Origin of the sequence: Romboutsia sp. BSD2780061687b_171204_C1, assembly GCF_015560225.1 — a bacterium.
Classification (GTDB): Bacteria; Bacillota; Clostridia; order Peptostreptococcales; family Peptostreptococcaceae; genus Romboutsia_C; species Romboutsia_C hominis.
Genome location: NZ_JADMRK010000001.1, coordinates 481,161 through 500,284 on the forward strand (window position 1 = coordinate 481,161; position 19,124 = coordinate 500,284).

Sequence of the window (19,124 nt, forward strand, 5' to 3'; positions counted from 1 at the left end):
GGAGTTAAAATGAGTTCAACTGCAATAGAAAAGAGAAAAGACTTAGATATATCAAAAAGCAATGAAACTTATTTATTAGGAGTATTAGCTACAGATTATAATTATGATGATTTTCCAACGTTAGGAGAAACACAAGAAGTTATTACAAAAATGAGAAATAGAAATTGCCATGACACTATATACTATAACGACAATACAACTATATTATTTTACATAAAACCAGTAAGTGAAGAAACAGATTACATAAGAAATTTTATAAACCCAAAATGCAATTCAAGTGATTTATATGTGGGAATAGATAGACACCACAGAAATATGGACATACAACCTTTTGGATATAAAAATCAATCTACATACAACTTACTATCTAGTGAAGAAAAAAAGGATGCAATATTTGATGAATTGGAAGGGAGATTAATATTATTTAAGCCTTCAATAACATATGACCAAGCTACAAATAGAGTATATAAAAACGTTAGAATTCAACAAGTATTAGATGATTACAGAGAAGGTACATTCTATTTTTCTATACCAGAAGTTAATATGCCAACAGAAGCCTTTGAAAGTAAATTACAAAGAGGGGAATATATACATCTAGAATGCTACAACAATAATATGTTAGCTCCTGAGTTTATCATATGCAATGATTACATATATTCTAACTTTCAATCTTGGAAAAAGCATGAGGGCAATTATAAATTATGGAGTTGCGATAAAGATCAGGACCAAATACGTAAAGCGAAAATTACATTCGAGGAAGAAGACTATGATTATGATGTTTTAGATATATTAGATAACCTAAAATTTGTAACAGAGGATTTCTTAACTGATAAAATATATAGCTTAGCAGATGAAGGAGAGTTTGTATTTAGTGGTTCAACAGAAGAAAAATACGATATTAGAATACAAGAAACTACTGATTTTAATAAAGTAACAGCAATCACATATGTTAATAGTAGTGAGAATGATTTAGAAGAAAGTGAAAGTTCATTAGTAGATGCAGAAGATAATAGGATTGATATAGATGCTATATTTAAGTCAACATCAACTGAAACTAAATTCCTTAGAAAATTCAAAAATTACACAATAAAACATAATCTTTGCTACGATATGAAGGATTTAATAAACTTTCATGTAAGTGTAAAAACAAATCCTCTTACAATATTAGCAGGTATGAGTGGAACGGGTAAAACGCAAATAGCAAGAGCTTATGGAGAAACATTAGGTATAAATAAAGAGAACGGAACGTTATTATTCTTACCAATAAGTCCTTCATATACTGAGCCGGATGACTTAACTGGATACTTAAATAGTACAACAGGATTATATGTAGCAGCAGAAACAGGATTAGTAGACTTCCTTATTCATGCAGAAAACAATCCAGATAAAATTCATATGATTATCTTTGATGAAATGAACTTATCTCAAGTAGAGCACTGGTTTGCACCATTTATATCATTACTAGAGCTTAACCCTAATGAAAGGTATTTACAACTTTATAGTAATGGTGCTATCTGTCATAACAACACTAAATATAAAAATTCTGTTAATATCGGAGATAACATAATTTTTATAGGTACAGTCAACTTAGATGAAACAACAAAAGATTTCTCAGATAGATTATTAGATAGAGCGAATTTAGTTACATTAAAGAAAAGAAAGTTTGTCGATTTTAGAGCTGAAAAAATAAAAAGCTACAATATGGATGATATAGAAAAGTATACATATTCTTATGATGATTATAGATCTTGGGTAGATAATACTAGCGGAGTTGATGACTTATCCATAGAAGAGTTAAACTTCTTAGATAAACTTCATGAAATGATACAAAATTATGATACTCAAAAGGGAGTATCTTTTAGAATACTAGAGAAGATTAGTAGTTATATAAACAATATACCTCAAGTATTTGATGAGAATGAGAATGATATTATATCAAGAAGAGAAGCTTTTGATATCGAGATAAAGCAAAGAGTTTTAACTAAAGTAAAAGGATCTGAAAGACAATTTGGAGATCTTATAGGAAGATACGATTCAAACTCAAAGAGTATATTAAATAGCGATTTATATACATTCTTTGATTCAGAGGATGCTCTTAAAATAAGTGATTTCACTTTAACAAAACAAGAGATACTAAGAAAAGCTAAGGAGCTAACTATGTATGGATACACTAATTAAGATGAATATTAAAACTTCATACTCAAGCAACTATCAAGGTAAAAGTAAGGAAATAGAATTTAAATTGGCAGACTTTAATAAGCTATATTTAGAAAATTCAATGTTTGAGTTTAAAGAGTATGATAGAACGGAAGTTGAATTCCACTCTACTGATAATGATGTTCTTTTTAAAGTAGAATCTCACTATAATCCCATATCTAGTGAACATGTTGATGAAAGTATAGTCACATTAAAACCTGGAGAAAGTATAATTCTTTCTCCAGGTGGTGATTCAGCAGATATGTTAGTGCCTGGTAAATACTCGATACAAATCTATAAACAAAACTATTGTTTTGAAGGTTGTTTTTGTGTAATACCAAATAGTATTGCTTGGGAGGCGATGTTAAATATAAGATATTATTTAGAAAGCACAGTTAAGGGCTTAGCATACAATATTTACTTAGAGAAAAAAGCGACTAAAAGCAACGAGAATAATCTCGATCAAAATATAGAAGCATACAGATATTTATATAGCAATCAAGATTCATTATTCAATCATTTAAAATGTATTGAACAAAATCCTATTTCTGACTTAAAAAAAGAGTACAAAATAAGAGAGTACTCTAAAAAAAAGACTAACAAGAGTCAAAGGTGGCAAGCAAAGAAAGGTGATAAGTATAATCAAAGTATAACTGTTCCAACTGCATTTTACGAGAAAAAGTGCTACTCAACCAATAGTACAGTAGAAAATATAATTTTAAAGAGAATGGTAAGCTACTTCCAAAACATATTAATAGAAGCTGAAGAGGAATATTTTAAGATACTTAATAGCATTAATAAGACAATAGAAGATCTACAAAACAAATCTAACCAAAAGAACAATGCTTATATAGAAGCATCTAAACTTCCAAATACTTTTAACGTTAATAAATTAAGGTATGCAGAAATGGGTGTTTTAGATAGAGAAATAGCTAGTAATAAGGAGAAGAAAGAAATTACTGAAAAGAACCTTACTAATTTGTATAAGCTAAAAGGGAAATTAAATCATTATATAAATGAAACATGGATAAAAGATATAGATGTAAAGTATAATACTTCTACTGTTACAACTAGAGTATTAAAGAATTATCACTACAATGAAATATACAATATATATAATAAACTTAGAAATACAACTATTACTAATGGATTTGATTTAGTATTTCCATATAAGAAAACATCTACACTGTTTGAAATATATAGCTTCTTAATAATTAAAGATATATTTGAAGAACTAGGCTTTACATGGACAGGTGGATGGTTAAAATCTAATACAGATGATAATTTATATAATGGAGATCTTACATCAGGAGATTCTGTTGTATTAGAAAAGGATGATTATACGGTTATCATAGTATATGATATTTATATCGGCATACCAGATGAATTAAAAGATGTTAAATTATCTCAACCTTCAACAAAGCCAGATAATCAACACAGAAGACCTGATATTTTAGTAAGTCTATATAAAGGTAATAAGTTGCTAGGGTGTGAAGTTGTAGAAGTTAAGTATAGAAGGAAATCAAACATATACAATATGCGAGGAATAGATACTGATGTTTGTAAGCAACTATCTTCATATACAGGCTTTGATTATTATGATGCTGATAAAGGCAGAGTAATAAGAGAAAAGCCTGTGTATAAAGTTTTAACTTTATATCCTAAGCAAGATGATTTAGGGCAATACACTCACGGTATCTATGATATAGAGTTTATACCTATAATGCCAAGTTTAGATAGTTCATCTAAGTATTATGGATATGAAAACTTAAAAAGTGAGATCATTGAATACGTAGAATACTTCGTAAACAGATAGGTAATAAGAGTATTACATAATGATATATTAAGATAAAAGTAACTACTTAGATATAAATTTATATATTGACATAGTTGTTTCTTATACGCTTTTAGTTATAAAGATAATTGATTTTTTGTATTTTCTATTGGCACACTCCTCTAAATAAATCTAGGGGAGTGTGTCAATCCATTATAAAAAATTCTAACAGTATAGCATCAAAATATTTAATTAAATAGATTAGAATAGTTTCGTTGTTATATGTGCACACAATATTATGTATTATAACATATAACAAACGAGGAGAAATGAATAAATTTAAATTATCAATTAAGGAAATGTTTACAGGGATTTTAAAATGTTGGGTAAGTACACTTGTGTATTTTACATTTAAGTTTATTACATGCTGCATTACTTTAGGAGTATTATGGATAATAAGCATATTTTCTAAAGAGTTTACCTAAAAATATTTGATTTAATTGATTTTATATTAAATATATCAATATTTTGTTAAAATATAATGTTAAACTGCTTAGAATACTCAAAAACAATAATAGTAAGTTCATCGACTGTTTAGTAATAGAAAACTAATAGATTGCGGTAGACATATGTTTATAATTGAGAATATTAAAGTGGTAGAGTATTTAAAATCAAATATATTAGCAAGTATATACGTTAAAGGTGAATTTTAAAAATATATTGGAGGAGAATTAATTGAAAGAATAAATGATAGAATGGATTTTTTAGATAAAAAAGAGAATTTATATAAAAAAAGAATTTATAGAATGAATAAATTTGCTATTTATTTTTAAATTTAATATAGTATAATATAGTTGTAAGAAAAAAAAGAAATCACAATCTAGTCATGTAGAGTAGTGATTTCTAGTATAAATTATTTTTATTTAATTTAAAGTAAAACTTTAAACCACTTTTTCTACGGTTAATAGATAAGTGGTTTTTTATTTTATAAGGAGACATAAAAACTTAGAATAAGTAATGACATAATTAAGCGTAAAGACTCTACAAAAAACATATCAAAAAACAAGAGGAGTAAAATATGAAGGAAGAAATAACAAAACCATTAGGAGAAACAACTTCAGAAAAAATAATAAAGTTAATAGTAGATGAAAACCTAAAAATAGGAGACAAATTACCGAATGAATATGAACTAGCAGATAAATTAGGTGTAGGTAGAAGTACAATAAGAGAAGCGATAAAAGCATTAGTATCAAGAAATATACTAGAAATAAAAAGAGGTTCAGGAACATTTATAAAATGTGGGGTAGCAGATGATCCATTAGGATTAATGTTTGTAAAAGACAAACTAAAACTAGCAGTTGACTTATTAGAAATAAGATTTATGATAGAGCCTAAAATAGCAAGTTTAGCAGCTATAAATGCAACTAAAGAAGATATAGAAGAGCTATCAAAATTATGTGATGAAGTTGAAGAACTTATATTAAATGGAATACCACATATGGAAAAAGATATAGAATTTCATACAGCAATAGCTAGAAGCAGTAAAAACTTAGTAACAACAAGTTTAGTTCCAATAATAAATAAATCTATAGCAGTATTTATAGACGTTACAAATACACAATTAAAAAATGAAACAATAGAAACTCATAAAGAGATTTTAAATGCAATAAAAAATAAGAATGCAAATGAAGCACATGATGCTATGTTACTTCACTTAGCATACAACCGTAGAAATATAAATAGAATAGTAGCTGAAAAACAAACTAAATAAAAAAACAAAAATACGTCTGATTAATCGGACGTATTTTTGTTTTTACGTCTAATTATATGCTGATTAAACCTACTTAAATACATTAGGAAAAAGTTTTTATGAAAAAAATAGATAAAATATTGTAAAAATACGTCAGACGTGTTAATATTAAGTAAAGAAAGACGTCAGACGTATTATAAAAACCAATAAGGAGAGTAGGATATGATTAGTCAAGAAGTTAGAAAAATAGCTCCTGAAATGGATCCTTTAAGGAGAGGTATGGGATGGAGTGTAGATGATTTATCTAAGCCACAAATAATAATTGAAAGTACTTTTGGAGATAGTCATCCAGGAAGTGCACATCTTGATATATTTGTAAATCAAGCTATTAAAGGTGTTAATGAACTTGGAGGAAAAGGTTCTCGATTTTATGCAACTGATATATGTGACGGTCAAGCACAAGGCCATGATGGAATAAATTATTCGTTAGCATCAAGGGATACGCTAGCAGCGTTAATAGAAATACATGCAAATGCAACACCTTTTGATGGTGGAGTATTTATCTCAAGTTGTGATAAGGGTGTTCCATCTCATTTAATGGCAATAGGTAGAGTAAATATCCCATCAATAGTTGTTACTGGTGGTGTTATGGAAGCTGGGCCTAATTTACTTACATTAGAGCAAATAGGAATGTATAGTGCTATGTATCAAAGGGGAGAAATAACAGAAGAAGAGTTAACATATTACAAGCATAATGCATGTCCTTCATGTGGTGCATGCTCATTTATGGGAACAGCCTCAACAATGCAAGTTATGGCAGAAGCATTAGGATTAATGTTACCAGGAAGTTCTTTAATGCCAGCAACATGCAAAGATTTAGAAGATGTAGCTAAAGAAGCAGGACGTTATGCTGTTAAGTTAGCTAAGTTAAATTTAAAGCCAAGAGATATAGTAACTTATAAATCTTTTGAAAACGCTATTATGATTCATGCAGCAATCTCAGGTTCAACTAATTCATTATTACACATACCAGCAATTGCACGTGAATTTGGAATAGACCTTGATGCAAATGAATTTGATAAAATACATAGAAATATACCGTACTTACTAGACATCAGACCTGCTGGAAAATGGCCAGCAGAGTACTTCTACTATGCTGGCGGAGTTCCTGCAATAATGGAAGAAATAAAAGATTATTTACATTTAGATGTTATGACAGTTACAGGAAAAACATTAGGTGAAAACTTAGAAGATTTAAAAACAAATGGGTATTATGAAAAGTGTGATGAGTATTTAAGTAAAGTTGGATTAAAAAGAGAAGACGTAATACGTAAAAATACAAATCCAATAGGTGACAATGGTGCAATAGCTATACTTGGAGGTAATCTAGCACCAAAAGGAGCTGTTGTTAAGCACTCTGCAGTTCCAAAAGAAATGCACAAAGCTATATTAAAAGCTAGACCATTTGATAGTGAAGAAGAAGCTATAAATGCAATATTAACAAAAGCTATAAAGCCAGGTGATGCAGTTATCATAAGATATGAAGGTCCAAAAGGAAGTGGAATGCCTGAAATGTTTTATACAACAGAAGCTATATCATCAGATGAAGAATTATCAGCGAGTATAGCATTATTAACAGATGGAAGATTTTCTGGAGCATCTAAAGGTCCTGCAATAGGGCATATATCACCAGAAGCTGCAGTAGGGGGACCAATAGCTTTAGTTTGTGAAAATGATTTAATAGAAATTGATATACAGAGTAGAACATTACAAGTTATAGGAATTAATGGCAAGGAATGTAGCTTAGAAGAAGTTGAAAAAGTATTTGAAGAACGTAGAAAAAATTGGGCTCCTAAAGAGGAAAAATACAAATCAGGAATACTAAGTATATATTCTAAAAATGCAGTTGATCCAATGTTAGGTGGATATATGAAATAACTAAAAATTAATTATAAAATGGGGGAAAAATATGTTAACTGGACCATTATTAATAGGTGTATTTTTATTAGCAATCGCTATATTACTAGTTTCAATAATAAAGTTTAGACTTAATGCATTTATAGCATTATTAATAACATCATTAGTAACATCTATTTTAGTTGGAATGCCAATAGGAGATATAGCCTCTACTATCTCAGGTGGATTTGGATCTACATTAAGTGGAATTGGGATAGTAACTGGATTAGGTGTAATGTTAGGAAAGTTTATGTTTGAATGTGGAGCAATAGAAACTATATCTAATGCAATACTTAATAAGTTTGGTGAGAAAAATAGTCCAGCAGCAATAGCTATATCAGGATTTTTAACTGGTATACCAGTATTTGGGGATGTAGTGTATATAATGTTTGCACCTATGTTAAGAGTTTTATCTAAAAAAACTAATATATCAATGGTGACATTTGCATGTGCAATATCAGTAGCAACAACTTGTACATATTCATTAGTAATACCTACACCAGCACCACTTGTTGTTTCAGAAAGTTTAGGAATTGATGTAGGAATATTCTTTGTATATGCAATTTTAACAGCTTTTGTAGCAACAATTACAGGTGGTATATTATATGGTAAGTTTTTAGATAAGCAAGATAAGAAAAATGGACATTTCTATACTTTTGAAGATATAGAAGAGATAGAAGATGAATTAGAAGCGAATAAGGAAACTAGACCTATGCCATCTTTTATGAAGTCTTTATCAATATTATTAGTTCCAATAATGCTTATACTTTTAGGTAGTTTTGTACCTTTAGCATTAGGAGATAACAATTCGGTAGTACCTTTAGTTAAGTTCTTAGGAGATAAAAATGTTGCAATGTTGATAGGTGTTATATATGCAGCGCTTATATCAAAACCATATATAACTAGAAGTATATCTGATATTATGAATGACGCAGCTGACCAAATTGGTCTTATATTACTAATAACTGGAGCAGGTGGAGCTTTCGGAAAAGTTTTACAAGCAACAGGAATAGCAGATTATATAGCTGGTTCATTATCACAATTTAGTATACCAATATTACTACTTTGCTTCTTAATATCTCAAATTATACGTTGTGCACAAGGTTCAACAACAGTTGCGCTTATGACAACAGCATCTATATTAAGTGGAACAATAGCAGCAAGTTCTGTATCTCCTATATTATGTGCAATAGCAATATGTGCAGGTGGAATAGGTTTATCACTTCCAAATGATTCAGGATTCTGGGCTATAAGTAGATTCTTTAAAATATCAGTTCAAGACACTATAAGAGGTTGGACAGTAGGTGGATTTATAGCAGGTTTATCAGCACTTGCATTTATATCTATACTATCTTTATTCCAAAACGTTTTACCAGGTCTTTTGTAATTAGTTTTTAAATAAATGGGAATCTCAAAATTAATATATAATTATTTGAGATTCTCTTTTTAAATATATAAATTTAATCGGAGGAATTTATTATGAAAAAGATGAAAGTTTTAAAAGCACTACAAGAGTGTGGCGTAGTTGCTGTTGTTCGTGGAAATACAAAAGAAACAGGAATAAACATTGCAAAAGCTTGTATAAAAGGAAATGTAAAAGCAATAGAAGTAACGTATACTAATAAATTTGCAAATGAAATAATACGTGAATTAAGTGAAGAATTTAAAACTCAAGACGATGTAGTAATAGGAGCAGGAACAGTACTAGACCCTGAAACTGCGAGACTTGCTATATTACAAGGAGCTGAATATATAGTATCACCATCATTTAATTTAGAAACTGCTACTTTATGTAATAGATATAAAGTAGCTTACATACCAGGAGTTATGACTATAAATGAAATAGTTTTAGCACATGAAAGTGGAGTCGATGTTATAAAATTATTCCCAGGAAGTGCATTTGGACCAAGCTATATAAAAGCTATAAAAGGACCACTTCCATATGCAAATGTAATGGTAACTGGAGGAGTTAACATAGATAACTTAGATGCATGGATAAATGCTGGAGCTGATTTAGTAGGAATAGGTGGAGAGTTAAATACTATCGGAGAAGAAGGTAAATTTGATGAAATAACATCAATATGCAAAAAATATATAGAAAAATTAAACAAAGCAAGAGGATAATAAAATGAGAGTAGCTGGATTTGGGGAAATAATGCTTAGACTAGCAACTAATAAAGGTTTTATGATATCTAATACAAACAACTATAATGCAAATTATGGTGGTGGAGAAGCAAATGTTTTAATATCTTTATCAAAGTTTGGAATAGATACAAAAATGATAACAAAAGTTTCTAATAATGACATTGGAGAAGGAATCATAAATTATTTAAATAGCCATAGAGTAAATACTAGCCAAGTTCAAAAAGGTGAAGAAAGAACGGGAATATACTTTTTAGAAGTAGGAAGTGGAAATAGAGCATCAAAAGTAATTTATGATAGAGCAAACTCAGCATTTAGTAATATGAAAGTTACTGATTTAGATATAGAAAAAGCTTTAGAAGATGTAGATTTATTTCATTTTTCAGGAATAACTTTAGCTTTATCTAAAGAACTAAGAGAATTAACTATGAATATACTAAAGCACTGTAAAAAGAACAATATATTAGTAAGTTATGACTCAAATTATAGAGCAAAGCTTTGGACTATAGAAGAAGCAAGACAAGCTACATTAGAGATATTGCCTTTCGTAAATATACTATCAGCAGGGATATTAGATGCTGAAAATATATTAAAAATGAATTGTGAATATGAAGATAAGTATGAAAAGTTAAGTCATTATTATAATGAAATAAATAAGATTTATCCAAATATAAATCATATGTTTTCATCCATAAGAACTATACAATCAGTATCAGTAAATACTTTACAGTGTAATTATTATACTGAAGGAAAGTTTTATACATCTAAAGAATATATTATAGATGATATAGTAGATAGAGTAGGTGGAGGGGATGCCTTAACTGCTGGAATACTATATTCTATATTAAATAATAAAGAAGCTGAGTACCTGGTAGAATTTGCAACAGCATCATCAGTTTTAAAGCATAGTATATATGGAGATGCAAACTTAGTTAATGTAGATGATGTAGAAAACTTAATGCAATATGGAGCTGGAAAAATAGCTAGATAATCTAAATTTTTATATAGAGAATCGTGGGTATTATTGTATAGCAAAGTAAAGTTGAAAAATAACTATTGTATATATGTTATGATGACAATGGAAGAATGATTACATGACTAAATAAAAGTAAATTTTACTCCCATGCCTAAGATGAATTTCTTAGGTATGGGAGTTTCTTATAAAATTAAACCATACTACATTCATAGATATTTATCCAAACTGCTTGTGTTAATAATATAAAACTACAAACCCATACAGCCTTAGTACTTATAGCAATAGATATTAAAGTCCCTGGAATAGCTCCTAATGCAAAAGAGAAAGTAAGACATGTAAAAATAATTAACTTTCTTATAGAATCTTTACTTTTTTCGTCTAATGCACTATATAATAATTGACCAACATTTCTAATATTTCCTGTACATATAGTTGTGTTAAATGCAATACCAAGGCATTCTCTAAATAAACACAGCTGATATCCCATAAAAAAAGAAACTAGATTAGTAACAATAATATCCGGGAAAGAAGTAGGTATAAGTCCTATAAAGAATAGTGCAATTGCTTCTAAGATTAGGGCTAGTTTTCTCCAATCTCCTTTAAATTTATGTATTACAAGTAGAGCTTTAACTAGTTCACTAAATGCAGCACCTAATATACAAGCAACAATTGGAATAAAGTAGCTTAGTGCACCTTGCCACTGACCAAGTGCTATGTTAATTCCTAATTTAGACATATTAGCAGTGTGCATATTAGCTAATATATGATGCCTTGTAATGTAGGTATATCCATTCATATACCCTCCAACAATGGTTACTATCATTATAAATATAGGCTTTTCCCAAGGAGGGACTTTCTCTTTTATCTGATTATTATTTTTCATATAATTTTACCTCTTGACATGTGAATATCTCTATTAATTACATATATATTATACCCTAAATTATGATAGTTCTTTAAAAATAAATTATTAGTATGATTAAAAGCATTTAGTATTTTAACTTACGATATTTGAAAATTAAAATACAGGATAAAAAGGCAAAAGACAACTTACATATTTATATCAATAAGAATAAGCTACTAATAAAGACTTTCTATTAATGGAGGTATTTGTATGGGATATTATGTTAAAGTAGAATCAAATGTAAAACTTTACGTAGAAGATCTTAACCCAGAGGGGAAGAAGACAATCTTGTTTTTGCACGGGTGGCCAGGGAGTCATAAATTGTTTGAATATCAGTTTAATCAGCTTCCTAAAATGGGATATAGATGTATTGGTATAGATCAGAGAGGATTTGGTAAGTCAGATAAGCCTTATGAAGGTTATGACTACAATCGATTGTCAGACGATGTTAGATGTGTGGTTAATGCATTAGGGCTACATAATTTTACACTGGCAGGACATTCAACTGGAGGAGCTATAGCTATCAGATACATGTCTCGCCATAAAGGATACGGAGTATCTAAACTTGCTCTTTTTGCAGCAGCAGCTCCTAGCCTTATCAAACGTCCAAATTTTCCATATGGTTTAGAAAAAGAGGAGGTTACCAAAATTATTGAGGGAACATATACTGATCGTCCTAAAATGTTGAGTGATTTTGGTGACATTTTTTTCTTTCAGTATATAACTAAACCATTTTCTGATTGGTTCTTGCAATTAGGCTTACAGGCAGAAGGTTGGTCAACAGCAGCCATTGCAAATACTTGGATAAATGAAGTGTTATTTACTGATCTAAGAGAAATTAATGTTCCAACTTTAATTATTCATGGAATTCATGACAAGGTTGTTCCATTTTCACTAGGCAAAGTACAAAATCAAAGTATTAAAAACTCAAAGCTTGTACCATTTGAATTTAGCGGTCACGCATCCTTTTATGATCAGCAAGAGAGATTTAACGAAGAATTGGTAAAATTTATTGAAGAATAAAGTTTTGTAGAATTAAATCTAGTATGGTATTGTAAAAATATATATAGCTTTAATGAGATTATTAATATTGATGAGTCTATTGGTAGTAGGACTATTTAAGATGAGTAAGGGAAGAAATTAAATTATAGGATAAATAAGGAGGAACGATTCGTTCCTCCTTATTTATACGTAAAATAGAATTTACCAAGTTTTAGGTATGCTGCAGTATTTTTTGTAAAAATCAATTTTGGTATACCATTTACATTGATTAAAAATTATAGATAATTTTTAATTTACTCTTATTATCATTGTATTTAATTATAGACCCGGTGTAATATCTATCACATTTTAAAGCATCAAATACCATATTCATTAAAACTAATTTATACTCCTCATCATAACAATATAAATACAATCCTTCCTTTTTTAAAACATAAGAAATAGGAAATACTTCCATAATAGTATTTTCAAGCTGTAACTTTACAAAAGACTTATCATCTATAGCATCCTCAATTACTTTATATATATCTTTTTTATCAATACTTTGGTCTTCATCTAAGTCTATTATAAATATTTCTTTTAGTTTTTCTAATATTTTATTACATCTATCAGAGTCAACTAGCCTGAATTTTTCAATAAGATCTGTCTTTTTTAAGTCTGGTTTTATATGCTGAGAAATATATAGTGACAATATTAAATCTTTATAATCATTGTCAGTTAGTATATATTTAGCTATTATATAATTTTTATCTATTTCTACTCCGCCATTTACACCTCGATATGAAATTATAGGAATACCCAATAGTGATAATTTATCTAAATCTCTCTGTATAGTTTTTTCACATACATTAAACATCTCTGCTAAATTTTTTATTGTAGTTTTAGAGTTGATTTTTAATAGATAAAAAAGTATTTCTAATAATCTCATATCTTTCTCCTTTTAATCAATTACTTATTATTTTTTAGCCACTCAATAGCACAATAAGCATGCATTGCTGATCCTGTAACCATTATATCCTCATTAAATACAACTTTATTATTATGCATAGGAAGTCCATATAGTGGATTTTCTTGTTCAGTACCTGCACCTAGCATAAAGTAAACACTTGGAACTTCATATGAGTAAGATGCAAAATCTTCAGATCCCATACCTCCACCTTCAAATGAAACAACAGATTTTTCTCCAACTAAATCTTTTACATAGTTTCCAAGTTCATTAGCTAAATTTGTATCATTTGTAAGAGGTGGAACAGAAGATAATTCTATAAGTTGTGCTTGTCCTCTAAACATTTGTGCTGTTGAAGTTACTATTTCACTCATTCTATTAAATATAAATTCTCCTAATTCTTTATCTAAACTTCTTATTGTACCTTCCATAACAACTTCTTCAGGTATTATATTTGGAGCATCTCCACCAGTAAATTTACCAATTGTTAGTACTGCTGGTTTAGTTGGAGATACTTCTCTACTAATTATCTCTTGTAAAGATAAATATATATGAGAAGCAATATTTATAGGGTCTACGCCTGTTTCAGGAAGAGCACCATGGCATCCAGTTCCTTTTACAACTATTCTAAATCTAATACATCCTGCTATACTAGTTCCTAATCCATATAATACAACATTTGAAGGTGTTCCAGAGTGAACATGCATAGCCATAGCAGCATCAACTTTAGGGTTTTCAAGTACACCTGCTTTTAACATATTTTTAGCCCCAGTAAATCCTTCCTCATCTGGTTGGAATACTAATTTAACTGTACCTTCAATTTGATTTTGGTTTTGTTTAAGTAGCTTAGCTGCTCCTAAAAGCATTGCAGTATGCATGTCATGACCGCAAGAATGCATACATCCATTTGTTGATTTAAAATCACACTCAGTAGCTTCATTCATTGGAAGTGCATCCATATCTGCTCTTAATAAAAATGTTTTTCCTGGTTTATTTCCTTGTATAGTAGCTATTATACCACTTTCACAAATTTCTTTTGGATTATATCCAAATGATTTTAATGTATTTATTACAAAAGCTTTTGTTTTAGGTAATTTAGCTCCAACTTCTGGATTACTATGAATTATTCTTCTATAATTTACTATTTCATCTTTTATTAAATCTGCTTGTTTTATAAAGTTATTCATATATTTGCACCTCTTTATTAATTTTGATAAAAAATTTGCTTATATCATATTTTTCACTATATACAGTAAAAAATTCCTTAATGTATAAAGTGTTTTTTTTAATATAAACCTTAAATAGGACATATATAGTCTGTTTTATAGATATTATTTATTTTTTTAGATAAAGTTAAACACATCAAATCGAATTATATTTTGTATTTTGGAAATAATAAAATAGATATTTATTAAGGAGGAAAACAAAATGCAAAGTGGGAATTTAAAATGTAATGCAACTGATTGTATACATAACATAAATTATGACTGTAAGGCAGGTGCCATACATGTAAGTGGGCTTGGTGCAGTAGAGGTTAAAGGGACTAGTTGTACAAGCTTTGTAGATAAAGAGAGTAGTAGTTTAGTAAATAGTTTAGCTGGAAGTCCTAATGAGAAAGAATCATTTTTTAATAGTTCTAATAACAGTTTTGTAAATAGTACAGGGGATTCAACTACAAAACCATCTGATATAAAATGTGAGGCTCATAATTGTAGATATAATGAAAATAAAAAGTGCTATGCAGAATATGTTGAAATAGATAAAGTCGATGTATATTGTAATTCCTTTGATTATGGAGGACATATTTAATACTATAGAAAATACGCTTCTTAAAAATATTTATAGAAGCGTATTTTAAGTAGATATCTATAATAATTTGTTTTGATGTTTCTTTATCTGGTACAGAAAATAAAGCTATATAATTCTCTGGTACTTTAATTTCTGCCATACCTTTTAGTTGCCACTCTTTATATTTACATAGCCTTTGAATATAGTTTATGGCTTTTGCTGTATCTCCTCCACAAGTCATTACAAAGTAAACTTTGTTACTTCCTAAAAATTTTGTATTTTTTATAAAATCCGTAACAACTATTGGCAACCTTCATGCATAAGTAGGGCATACGAATACGAATGGTTTATCTGTTGATATTAATTCATCTGTTTTTCCTTCTTTTATAAGTTGATTTAGTGATATCAGTTCATCATTTAATTCTTGTGCAATTTTGCGAGCTACATATCGGCTATTACCAGTACCGCTAAAATATAAAATCATAATTATATCTTCTTAACTATTTTTTATTTTAAACATTAATCCTTTTGATCTAATAAAGTAATTTATCCATAGATTGTATTTTAATAAATATAAAATTTACTAGTTTAAAAAAATTATAGCACATTAATATTTTTTATATTTATTGGTAAAGAATTTGATTACCATTAAATTTTAAGACCTATTTAGGTTGTATAGACTATATATTAAAATGTGAGCACACACTGTTAATTCTAAGCGATACCTTTAGCAGCTGAGTCAGATTTAATAAATTAAAAATATACACTAATATAAAATAAATAAGACAGATTTAAAATAAAAAATATATAATAGTATCTATTATTATATATTTATGATATAATAAATATTGTAGAGATACAAAAGCAAGTCAAGAATATCTTGATGCAGGTTCAATAGGAGAAGTTATATGAATAACGGAATAGTAAAATGGTTTAATAATGAAAAAGGTTTTGGATTTATATCAATTGAAGGTGGAGATGATGTTTTTGCTCATTTTTCGGCTATACAATCAGAAGGATTCAAATCATTAGAAGAAGGTCAAAAAGTAAGCTTTAATATAGTTAAAGGGGCTAGAGGTCCTCACGCAGAAAACATAACTATATTATAATATATACATTGTTATTAGAAAGATTCCTTAGTGGGGTCTTTTTTATATTTATAACAGTATAAAGAGTTGAATATAATATTAATAATAATATTTAATATAGAAAATAATTTAAACTTAAAATCTACATTACTAGTAAACTTTAAATAAAATACTATATTAGTATACAGTACAGCTTTAGAAAGATAAATCTAGTTAAATAGGCTAAGTTTTATTTTCATATATAAAATAAAAGAGGAGAGATAAAAGCATGTACAAAATTGGAGAATTTATTATTTATAGTAATTGTGGATTATGTGAAGTAGAGGATATAGGTCCACTTAATATTTCAGGTATTAACAATAAAAAGGATTATTACACACTAAAACCAATATATGAAAATGGAAAAATATTCACACCAATAGATACAGATATATTTATGAGAGCAATTTCTACGTATGAAGAAGTTCAACAATTAATAGAGGGTATTTCTTCTATGGAGGAAATGGACTGCAATGAGAAAAATGTAAATTTATTGCAGTCTAAATATAAATGTTTTATTAAAAACTATGAGTGTGTAGATTTATTAGCTGTAATATTAGGTGTTTATAAGAAGAAATATAATGGAAAAAAACTAGGTCAAGTAGATGAAAAATTTATGAAATTAGCTCAAGGATTAATTAATGATGAATTTTCAATTGCCTTAGGAATATCTAGAGAAGAAGTAGAAAAATATATTAAAGAAAAAGTTAGAGATAGACAATACAATAACTAAAAATATAACTATTAATATTTATATAGATATATATACTAGAATATTATCTTTATAAATACAATTGTGGATTTGATTGTTGAGAATTATCTTTAACATTGAAATTTACGAAAAAGCTATTGATAAATTATCAATAGCTTTTTAATTTTATATAAAAAATATATCTCTAGATAATAGAAGATAGTTGTTATTTTTCACATTATAAATAAGTTTTTGTTTATTTATTATTAATATAGTATAATTAAAAAGAAATCGATTAAATCACTCTTATTCTATTAGTAAGAGTGCTTTCTTACGTCTAAGAAGGCTATATTTAGACTAAGATTAAGAAAAAAGCTATAAAACTTTAAAAGTAGCAACTAATAATATACGATAGAAATGAGGTTTAAAGTGAAAAAATTTAAGTCTTTTAAGACAATAATTCTAACAATTTTAATATTAGCACTAACATCTGTTAGTAGTTTAGCTAATGCCCAAGATAACACAGGTCAAATCCAAGGAATAGTTGCTCAGTCAGCAATAGTTATGGATATGGATACTGGTGAAATTATAGCATCAAAAAATGCCGATAAGCAGATGCCTGTAGCAAGTACTATAAAATTACTAACATCATTAATTTATGCAGAAAATACTTCAAAGTCAGAGCAGATTTCGTTTACTGAAGATGCACTTAAAACTACTCAAACTGCATTAAATAACTTTAAAAAAGTTAATCCAGGAGATAAAATTTCAAGTGATGATCTTATGAAAGCCGTTATGATTTTTTCTGCTAATGATGCTGCATATTTAATGGCAGATTCTGTAGCTGGAAATACTAAAGATTTCGTAAAGATGATGAACGACAGAGCAAATTCTATGGGATTAAAAGATACACATGTAGTAAATCCATGTGGATTAGAAAGCAATGCTCTAAATCCAGAAAATAAAGAAATAAACTTATCAAGTGCATATGATATAGCAATAATTGCAAGAGAAGCTTTTAAGAATGAATGGATTAGAGATACAATATCAGAAAAAAATAAAAAGGTAACTGTTAACCTAGCAGGATCATCTGTTATTATTGAAACAAGAAATAAAATGCTTGGCCAACATGGCAATATAGGTGGAAAGACAGGAAATGAAGCTAAAGCAGGTCGATGTTTTGTTGGTTTCTTTGAAAGAGATGGTAGAAAATTAGTTACAGTTGCTCTTAATTCTGTGTATGGGGCAAATGATGTAGATGTATTTAATGATACAAAGATAATTGCAGATGATGGATATAATGCTAAAAAGCAAGTATTTAAAAAAGCTGGAGAAAAGATTGATACAGTAAAATTAGAGTACAAGTTATTTGGGTTATTCGGGCCTAAAAAGACTGTAGATGCTCCAATTGTAGTATCAAAAGATATAATGTATTATAAAAATCCTATCAATGATAAAAATGCAAAAATAGAATATAACACTAAAGATAAAAATGCATGGAAATTAGCAGATAAAGAAGTAGAGCTAACATTTTCATTACCAAATTATAAAGCAAAGGTACCAGGAAAAGTGGATATATCATTATTTGATTTAATTAAAGCTAATATAGTACCATATGGTATTTTTGTTGCTGTTGTAGGAGTTGTTTTAGCAGTGTCTATAATATTGTATAGGAAAATATCTACAAATAGAATGCGTAAAAGAAAAGGATATATATTTTATAAAAAATAAATATAAAAAGCACATTGATTAATTAGTCAATGTGTTTTTTATATTTAAGAATAAAAATTTTGTATTAGCTAGTATTTAGTATAATGGTGCCAAATAAAGAAAAAGCCTCATAGGATATTATAAGAAAGTAAATTTAGAGGT

At 28.3% G+C, this 19,124-nt stretch carries 16 protein-coding genes; 12 read left to right on the forward strand and 4 right to left on the reverse strand.

The genetic code is table 11. From position 1 onward, the window contains the following. Window positions 1-9: 9 nt before the first annotated feature. From I2H23_RS02515 to I2H23_RS02545, 7 genes are all read left to right on the forward strand, one after another. Complete coding sequence (locus tag I2H23_RS02515) at window positions 10-2,178, forward strand: McrB family protein (RefSeq protein WP_195580989.1); 2,169 nt, start codon at window positions 10-12, stop codon at window positions 2,176-2,178. After that, on the forward strand, window positions 2,162-4,012 hold the full coding sequence (locus I2H23_RS02520; RefSeq protein ID WP_195580990.1) for a hypothetical protein: 1,851 nt from the start codon (window positions 2,162-2,164) through the stop codon (window positions 4,010-4,012). Before I2H23_RS02515 ends, I2H23_RS02520 begins: the two co-directional genes overlap by 17 nt. Before the next feature lie 1,036 nt (window positions 4,013-5,048). Further along, complete coding sequence (locus I2H23_RS02525; protein ID WP_092926432.1) at window positions 5,049-5,741, forward strand: FadR/GntR family transcriptional regulator; 693 nt, start codon at window positions 5,049-5,051, stop codon at window positions 5,739-5,741. 201 nt (window positions 5,742-5,942) lie between these two features. After that, window positions 5,943-7,658 (forward strand): dihydroxy-acid dehydratase, encoded by a 1,716-nt coding sequence (ilvD, locus tag I2H23_RS02530; protein WP_195580991.1) that lies wholly within the window; start codon window positions 5,943-5,945, stop codon window positions 7,656-7,658. Between the two features lie 31 nt (window positions 7,659-7,689). After that, window positions 7,690-9,063: a GntP family permease gene (locus I2H23_RS02535; RefSeq protein WP_195580992.1), complete on the forward strand. Its 1,374-nt coding sequence runs from the start codon at window positions 7,690-7,692 to the stop codon at window positions 9,061-9,063. 92 nt (window positions 9,064-9,155) lie between these two features. Continuing rightward, on the forward strand, window positions 9,156-9,800 hold the full coding sequence (locus I2H23_RS02540) for a bifunctional 2-keto-4-hydroxyglutarate aldolase/2-keto-3-deoxy-6-phosphogluconate aldolase (protein ID WP_092926426.1): 645 nt from the start codon (window positions 9,156-9,158) through the stop codon (window positions 9,798-9,800). Window positions 9,801-9,804: 4 nt separating this feature from the next. After that, complete coding sequence (locus tag I2H23_RS02545; protein WP_092926424.1) at window positions 9,805-10,809, forward strand: sugar kinase; 1,005 nt, start codon at window positions 9,805-9,807, stop codon at window positions 10,807-10,809. A 175-nt stretch (window positions 10,810-10,984) separates the two neighbouring features. On the opposite strand, the gene I2H23_RS02550 is transcribed toward I2H23_RS02545, so the two are convergent. Then, window positions 10,985-11,677, reverse strand: a complete 693-nt coding sequence (locus I2H23_RS02550) for a YoaK family protein (RefSeq protein WP_195580993.1) — start codon at window positions 11,675-11,677, stop codon at window positions 10,985-10,987. 231 nt (window positions 11,678-11,908) lie between these two features. Here I2H23_RS02550 and I2H23_RS02555 point away from each other — a divergent pair, with 231 nt between their 5' ends. Beyond that, window positions 11,909-12,721, forward strand: a complete 813-nt coding sequence (locus I2H23_RS02555) for an alpha/beta fold hydrolase (RefSeq protein WP_166505176.1) — start codon at window positions 11,909-11,911, stop codon at window positions 12,719-12,721. 247 nt (window positions 12,722-12,968) lie between these two features. On the opposite strand, the gene I2H23_RS02560 is transcribed toward I2H23_RS02555, so the two are convergent. Beyond that, window positions 12,969-13,628, reverse strand: coding sequence for a helix-turn-helix transcriptional regulator (locus tag I2H23_RS02560; protein ID WP_195580994.1), 660 nt, complete (start codon window positions 13,626-13,628; stop codon window positions 12,969-12,971). Window positions 13,629-13,648: 20 nt separating this feature from the next. Further along, window positions 13,649-14,833, reverse strand: a complete 1,185-nt coding sequence (locus I2H23_RS02565) for a M20 metallopeptidase family protein (RefSeq protein WP_195580995.1) — start codon at window positions 14,831-14,833, stop codon at window positions 13,649-13,651. 241 nt (window positions 14,834-15,074) lie between these two features. Here I2H23_RS02565 and I2H23_RS02570 point away from each other — a divergent pair, with 241 nt between their 5' ends. Continuing rightward, on the forward strand, window positions 15,075-15,455 hold the full coding sequence (locus I2H23_RS02570) for a DUF1540 domain-containing protein (RefSeq protein WP_166505179.1): 381 nt from the start codon (window positions 15,075-15,077) through the stop codon (window positions 15,453-15,455). 292 nt (window positions 15,456-15,747) lie between these two features. On the opposite strand, the gene I2H23_RS15640 is transcribed toward I2H23_RS02570, so the two are convergent. After that, complete coding sequence (locus I2H23_RS15640) at window positions 15,748-15,918, reverse strand: flavodoxin domain-containing protein (protein WP_334293981.1); 171 nt, start codon at window positions 15,916-15,918, stop codon at window positions 15,748-15,750. 424 nt (window positions 15,919-16,342) lie between these two features. Between I2H23_RS15640 and I2H23_RS02575 the strand changes: the two genes are divergently transcribed. The 3 genes from I2H23_RS02575 to I2H23_RS02585 all read left to right on the forward strand — a co-directional run bounded on the left by I2H23_RS02575 (window position 16,343) and on the right by I2H23_RS02585 (window position 18,983). Further along, entirely contained in the window at window positions 16,343-16,543 is a 201-nt protein-coding gene (locus I2H23_RS02575; protein WP_195580996.1) for a cold-shock protein, read from the forward strand. 247 nt (window positions 16,544-16,790) lie between these two features. Beyond that, a complete protein-coding gene (locus I2H23_RS02580; RefSeq protein ID WP_195580997.1) occupies window positions 16,791-17,294 on the forward strand; it encodes a CarD family transcriptional regulator in 504 nt (167 codons plus the stop codon). A 387-nt stretch (window positions 17,295-17,681) separates the two neighbouring features. Further along, window positions 17,682-18,983: a D-alanyl-D-alanine carboxypeptidase family protein gene (locus tag I2H23_RS02585; RefSeq protein WP_271932791.1), complete on the forward strand. Its 1,302-nt coding sequence runs from the start codon at window positions 17,682-17,684 to the stop codon at window positions 18,981-18,983. The last annotated feature ends 141 nt before the right edge of the window (window positions 18,984-19,124 follow it).